Source organism: Micromonospora sp. NPDC047753 (genome assembly GCF_040642735.1).
Classification (GTDB): Bacteria; Actinomycetota; Actinomycetes; order Mycobacteriales; family Micromonosporaceae; genus Micromonospora.
On sequence record NZ_JBEYSL010000380.1, the window covers coordinates 1 to 6,698 of the forward strand.

The 6,698-nt window shown below is 65.2% G+C and carries 3 protein-coding genes and 3 pseudogenes; 4 read left to right on the forward strand and 2 right to left on the reverse strand.

The window, feature by feature from the left end; all coding sequences use genetic code 11:
* A pseudogene (locus ABZ749_RS25985) lies at positions 1 to 94 on the forward strand (DNA hydrolase); the annotation flags it as partial.
* 66 nt (positions 95 to 160) lie between these two features.
* On the opposite strand, the pseudogene ABZ749_RS25990 reads toward ABZ749_RS25985, so the two are convergent.
* Positions 161 to 1,891: pseudogene (locus ABZ749_RS25990) on the reverse strand (ATP-binding protein); the annotation flags it as partial.
* A 431-nt stretch (positions 1,892 to 2,322) separates the two neighbouring features.
* Between ABZ749_RS25990 and ABZ749_RS25995 the strand changes: the two are divergent.
* The 3 genes and pseudogenes from ABZ749_RS25995 to ABZ749_RS26005 all read left to right on the forward strand — a co-directional run.
* Positions 2,323 to 2,526: pseudogene (locus ABZ749_RS25995) on the forward strand (transposase); the annotation flags it as partial.
* A gap of 79 nt (positions 2,527 to 2,605) precedes the next feature.
* A complete protein-coding gene (locus tag ABZ749_RS26000; RefSeq protein WP_357232311.1) occupies positions 2,606 to 3,532 on the forward strand; it encodes an IS3 family transposase in 927 nt (308 codons plus the stop codon).
* 173 nt (positions 3,533 to 3,705) lie between these two features.
* Positions 3,706 to 4,974 (forward strand): pentapeptide repeat-containing protein, encoded by a 1,269-nt coding sequence (locus ABZ749_RS26005; protein WP_357232315.1) that lies wholly within the window; start codon positions 3,706 to 3,708, stop codon positions 4,972 to 4,974.
* 244 nt (positions 4,975 to 5,218) lie between these two features.
* Here the strand turns inward: ABZ749_RS26005 and ABZ749_RS26010 are convergent, their stop codons facing one another.
* Positions 5,219 to 6,520, reverse strand: a complete 1,302-nt coding sequence (locus ABZ749_RS26010) for a DUF4041 domain-containing protein (RefSeq protein ID WP_357232318.1) — start codon at positions 6,518 to 6,520, stop codon at positions 5,219 to 5,221.
* Positions 6,521 to 6,698 lie beyond the last annotated feature (178 nt).

Sequence of the window (6,698 nt, forward strand, 5' to 3'; positions counted from 1 at the left end):
CCGCTCCAAGTTGGAGTACACCCCGCTCGCCACCCGCTTCCTCGCCGCCGAGTTCACGATCAGCGAACTGCGCGCCGTCTACGAGACGGTCTGGGTGGCTGCTGATCGTCCGGAAGGTCGAGTCCTGTGCGGTGACCTTGCGCTTGAGGTTGTTCATTGCCGGATTGGTGTGGGCGAGGAACAGCTTCGACTTGTCGTTGAAGTAGTTCGCGATGTGGTTGAGCATCGTTGTCTTGCCGGTGCCGGCCGCACCGTAGATCAGCGCCACCTTCGACTGGCTGAACAACTGCTTGAGTGCGTCGCTCTTAAACGCGTCGTCGATGCCGCGGGGCTGCTCGGCGAGCCAACGCTCAACGGCCGCGGTGTAGCCGTCGATCCCCGTCGCGGCGAGCTGCTGCAGCTGTTCGACGATCGCGAAGGTGTCGTCCTCGTAACCCCGAATGAAGACGTGCCCCTTGTCCAGCACGAGCTGCCGCTGCGTGTGCCGGAAGTAAATCCTGCTGTTGTAGGCGCTCACCTGCGCGCTGACGTCCCCGAAACCCTCGAGTTCCGCCACGGGCGTGTAGAGAATGCCGCGGCGTTCGACGTTGTTCTTGACCCGCCGGGCGAGCAGCTCGTGCTGGCGTCTGGTGGTCTCGAAGCTCTCGGCCAGGTCCCAGAATCGCGGGTTGTGTCCCGGCAGCGAGGTGCAGAGGGGCATCTCGTCGAACGGGATGCAGCCGTACTGAAGATTCAGCCCTGACAGCCGGCCGCAGCCGTCCCAGCTGTACTGCCGTCTCAGGACCAGGTTGTTCATCTGGAGCATGAGGTAGCGGATGACGTTGTGGCCGGGCAGGCCCGCGCGCACGATCCGGCGCGCCTCGTCCAGCGCGGCGAAGATCTGCGGCGATTTGACGAGCGAGGTGCCTTCGGTCCGCGTCCCCTGGTACTTATCCTCAGGCATGTCGATCAGGTCGAGCAGGCTGCCGGAGCTGGCCGTCAGCCCTCGCATCAGGTAGATGTACTCCGAGGAGCTGATCCGGACGGTGGTGAAGATGCCGAACAGGCGTGCGAAGTTGTCGAACTCGCACGGCCGGATCGAAACCTCCCACTCGCGGATCACCGTGATCGGCATTGTCTGATCGAGTACGTCGATCGCATCGTGCTGGATTGTCAGCATCGCCGCGTACTTGTCGGTCATGTCGATGTCGGTGAAGGCGATGATGCGGTCGGTCTTGGCGACCTTGTTGACGGCCCGATAGAAGGTGACCTCGTAGTAGATGCGTCCGTCGACGAAGAACGGGCGCGTCTTATGGATGTAGTACCGGGCCCGCGTGTCACGGGCGACCGGCGCCGTCCGAAGCGCCTCGATCCTGGTGGCAATCTTCTCGTGGTACTCCCGCAGCGAGGGATCGAGATCGACCGGGAACGACTCCAGGTTCGCCAGCACCGAGATTCCGCAGCTGTCCTTCAGCAGGGTGCGGATACGCAGGAGGTACTCGTAGTACTTGAGCATCAGCCGCTCTGACGAGTCGCCGTCCAGGGTGTAGTGGGAGGCGCTGATCTGGATGAGCTTGTGAAACTTGCCGAGGAAGTTCAGCCTGGCCCTGGACTTGACGAAGGTAAGCCCGGGTTCCACGGCCGCGTAACTGAACTCGGCACCGTCCCCGCCCGTGTGCAGACGCACGGCGACGCCCTCGACCAGGTTGCGCAGTTGGGCGAGCAGGTTCTGCGAGAGCAGCGCGCGTTGGTCCGTGAGCGAGGCGATGTTCTGGCAGATCGCCTCATCCACGCGCTGGATCTGTTCGCCGACTGTGGTCATGAGGCTGTCCGTCTCCATCGCTCGAGTGACGTTTGAAGTACCACTGAAGGTAGGCGTCGAGCCTATGAGCGCGCGCTGTTCTTCCGCCATGGGTTACCCCTCGGGTGCGCTGCAGCCGGACATCTACCGCAGCAGGCACCGCGTCGGTGGCATGCCGTCGCGCAAGCAGTGCCCCCTTCACGATCATGGAATGTCCACGGGCGGGGAAGACCGTGGCTGCCGGATCCGGAGACTGCCAACGTGGTGCGGGTCCGCCAAGGGCGCCAGGTCCGTGCGCCGGCACAAGTCGAGGTTGGTGGCGTCGTACAGGGAGTCAACGGCGGGCGCCGGGCTACTCGTGGCGGGAACACCAACGATCGGCGAGATAGTGACGGCACGCGGCCTCGCTGATCCGCCGTCGTCACACCCTCCGGTAACCGCGAGCGTCACCAGTGCCGTTCCCCCGGTAGCTCGGAGGCTTTCGATCATGCTCTGATGGAGCTGAAGGGAGTCATCCGTGGCAGCACCGAAGAAGTACCCCGATGAGCTGCGTGAACGTGCGGTGCGTTTTGTATCGGGAGTCGGACCCGAAGCCCGTGATCCGCCAACTGGCGCGGCAGCTCGGCGTGCATCACGAGGCGTTGCGGAACTGGATCCGCCAAGACGAAGCCGACCGTGGCCAACGTGACGACCGGCCGACCAGCGGGGAGCTGGAGGAGCTGCGCCGGCTGCGGCGGGAGAACGCCGAACTGAAGCGGGCCAACGAGATCCTGAACGCCGCTTCGGCTTTTTCGCCTCGGAACTCGACCCGACCCGGCGACGGTCGTGACGCTCGTCGACGAGCTACGCGATCGCTTCGGGGTCGAGCCCGTCCTCCGGGTTATTGGCGTGGCCGTCTCCACCTACTACGGCTGGCTCGCCCAAGCCGCGAACCCGTCTGCCCGGCGCCGTGAGGACGCGGACCTGGCGGTGGAGATCGCGGAGATCCACGACGTCTCTGGCGGCACTTACGGCAGCCCGCGAGTGCACGCCATGCTGCGCCGCCAAGGCCGGCACGTCGGCCGCAAGCGGGTCGAGCGGTTGATGCGCGACGCCGGCCGGCAAGGCGCGTTCCTGCGCAAGAAGTGGCACATCCCCTCGACCCGATCGAACCCGAAGGCCACACCGGCACCGGACCTGGTCAACCGGCAGTTCACCGCTGCGGCGCCGAACCGGCTGTGGGTCGCCGACGCCACCCGCATCCCCTGCGGCGAAGGCGTGTTCTGGCTCGCCGCCGTGCGCGACGTCTTCTCCAACCGCATCGTGGGCTGGCGCTGCTCCGACCGCTGCGACACAGACCTGATCCTCGGCGCCCTCGAGTACGGCATATGGTCCCGCGACGTCCGCGACGGCCCACTGATCCACCACTCAGACCGCAGGTCGAACTACACGTCTTTCCGCTTCGCGCAGAGCCTGGCAGACAACGGAATCCTGCCCTCGATGGGGTCGGTCGGCGACTCGTTCGACAACGCCCTGATGGAGAACTTCTGGTCGACGTTGAAGATCGATCTGGTCTACCGCAACTCGTGGCGAACCCGCGACGAGGCGGAGAACGCCATCTTCACTTACATCGACGGCTGGTACAACACCCGCCGCATCCAAAAAGACCTCGGCTGGCGATCCCCAGACGAGTACGAAGCCGCCTGGCACACCCACCAGGCCCAGCAGACCGAGACAGCTATCGTTCAGCCTGAGCCCACCGGCGCCAGGTAACCAACCCTCCGGCAAACCGGGGGAACCTCACCTGACCTGGTCGTGGTGCCGGCGGGTCGCGTCACGTACACGCTCGTCATCGTCGCCAGCTGATCATGCGGGCCACCTAGCTAGGCGTTTTGGCGCGCATCGGCTGTACTCGTCATGTGCAACGACGAGTGTTGGCCACGTCCATGCTGCGCGTCCTGCAGCGGCCGGCTGTTTGGATGCCGCTAACGGTGCTGCTGCTGACCGGTTTGCTGATATTGCTTCTCGGACCGGTCGCGTGGTGGGCGACCCCGGCTAAACACCTCCAGGGCAAGGACAAGGCCGACGTCCACAACGCCACCCGGCAGACCCTGCTGGCCGCGGTGGGCGGCTTGGTCGTGCTCACCGGCGCAGCCTTCACGGCGCGCACCTACTACCTGAGCCGCCGGGGCCAGTTCACCGGTCGCTATACGACGGCGATCGGGCAGTTGGCCTCAGACAAGCTCACTGAACGGCTTGGGGGCATCTACGCACTCGAGCACCTGATGGTCGAGTCCGACCGAGACCACAACACCGTCGTCGAAGTCCTCGCGGCATTCGTCCGCGAACGGACCCGACCAGCGTCGACCCCGCCGGCGACGGTCGGACCGATTGGTGCAGAACAGATCGCGTCTGTCCACACCATCGGCTCAGTGGTTCAGCCGACCGATGTCCAAGCCGCACTTACGGTTCTCGGTCGCCGCCCGCACCGGTCCGAATCCAACTCGGTCGACCTTGCTCGCACTGACCTGTGCGGCGCTGACCTGGCCGCGGCGAACCTGCAGCGCGCGGAACTGACCGCTGCGAACCTGCAGGGCGCGGACCTGAGTGCGGCGAACCTGCAGGGGGCGGACCTGGTCGAGGCGAACCTGCAGGGGGCGGACCTGGTCGAGGCGAACCTGCAGAGGGCGGACCTGACCGCGGCAAATCTACAGCGGGCCGATTTGGAGCACGCGGACCTGCAGGGCGGGTACCTCGGCGAGGCACGCCTGACGGACGCATACCTGGCCGGGGCGCACCTGCAGGGCGTGCAGCTTTTTCAGGCCGATCTGCAGCGCGCGGGACTGGGCAAGGCGAACCTTCAGGATGCGAAGCTGCTCACGGCCAACCTGCAGGCCGCGCGCCTGGTTAGAGCGAATCTTGAGCGCGGGGATTTGAGAGGGGCGAACCTGCAGGGCGCAGACTTAACCGGGGTGAATATGGAGCGCGCGAACCTGACCGTTGCGAACCTGCAGCGCGCGGATCTGACCGGGGCGAACCTGCGTGGGGCAGAGCTGGACCGGGCGGATCTGCGCGGGGCAGAGTTGGACCGGGCGGACCTGCGTGGGGCGCAGTTGCAGGGTGCCATCATGGATAGCACGACTCGCGCATCGGACGAACTGCGAGAAGCGTGGGCGGCAGCTCAGTCTAAGAGCCAAGATGAAGGAAGGGCTTAAGGGCGGCTGACAGGCCGAATCGGCGGCAAGCCTTGGTGCTATTCCTCCCGAACGTCGGGAAGCAACTCGCCCGCCCGACGAGCCATGGTGGCAAAGATCTCGTCGACATCGGTCTCGCCTGGTGTGAGAAGGGGTAGCTCGACAGGCTCCGGCCCGCAACGAAATAACACCATCTGATGGAGGTTGCGGATACAAACCCTGCGCTGGCAGGAGATGCTCATGGTTCCGCCAGCCCCTACTGGACCTACCCCTTGGCCTGGGTCAGGCTTTGCCGGTATTCGAGTGCCTCGGGGATTTCGTCGTACTGCAGCAGGCTGCCCGTCAGCTCCAGCAGGTACTCCTTGGCTTCTTGTGGCGTGGCGTAGAAGAACTCACGTCGCTGGTTGATGAGGTTGACTCTTCGGTCAGCCAGGCGGCTGTGCATCTTGGCTTCGATCCCGACGGCGTCCTCGGAAAAGAAGAGTGCGTGAACGTCGAAGTTGAAGGGGACGGAGGCGTCGCTGAGTTCGCGGACTCGGTCCAGTGGGTCGAGGCGGCGGGTCATGCCGATCTTGACGACCTTCTCGCCGAAGGCTCCCAGGTTCGAGATGACGTACACGTAGCCAGCGCGGACGTTGGCGGCTCGGTAGTCCACGTCTTCGATGGCGGTGTCGATCTGCAACAGCCGCTCCTGCATCTGGGCGGCGCCGTCTACGTCGCCCTTAGCTTGCAGGGCGGCGAGGGCGTTGGCGTAGTGCTGACGTTCCTTGTCGAGACGGGCACGCTCGCGGTCGATTTCCTGTTGAACCCGTCGCTCCTCGCGCAGTCGCGCCTTCTCTTCGCGCTCACGTTCCTTCTCCTCGGCGAGCTTTGCCTGGTGGTCAGCCGTGATCTCTAACTCCCGGACCCGCAGTCGGTGGTAGTCCTCCGAGATGCGGATGTGCATCGTCTTGCCTAGCTTGGCGATCGTCGCGGCGACCTTGCCCAGGCGCTCGACGGCCGAGTCAAGCTTGTAGGGCTTCAGGCCCCGTACCAGATTGTCGGCTTCGGCGTTGTAGGCCCGCAGCAGCAGCTTGGAGAAGTCCCGGACCATCACCCGCCCTTCGGCAGCTGAGCCGTTCACCGTCCAGCCAGTCACGGCGAGGACCGCGCCGCCTTCCCGCTTAGCCATGTTCTTGATCTTGGCCTGCAGCCCGGCCAGCGCGCTCTGGTATGCGACCGCGTCTGACAGGGGGTGCCGGTAGTCGTAGACGCCAGCCTCCTGCAGCAGCGCCGTCTCCTCGGTCACCACGACCTGCTGACTAAGGTCCCGCAGCTGGCGCTCCAGGTCAGCCTTATGCGCTTGGGCTGTAGCGGTCTGTTCGGTGATTTCTCGCGTCAGCTGTTCCCTGTACTGCTCGAGTTCTACGGCGGGCAGTACTCCGAGGCGGTTCATCTCTAGCCGGGCCCGATCCAGTTCCGCTCTGAGGTGTGACACCTCCGCAGCAAGTTCGCGTGCTTTGGTCCGCGCCCCGAAGAGCGGAATCTCAGGATCGTCGGCGCGTTGCGGCGGGACGGTCTGTGGCATGGGCGAGGCCACCACGGGAGGAGCAGGCAGTGGCTGCAGTACGGGCGCGGCGATTGGTGCATCGGCGATCCATAGCTGCCATCCCGGCGGCGGAGGTCCCCATGCCGGGTCCGGCTTCCACCCAGGACCGGGTGCCCAACCCTGCGGCGGGGTAGGCCAATTCGGCGGAGCGTTGAAG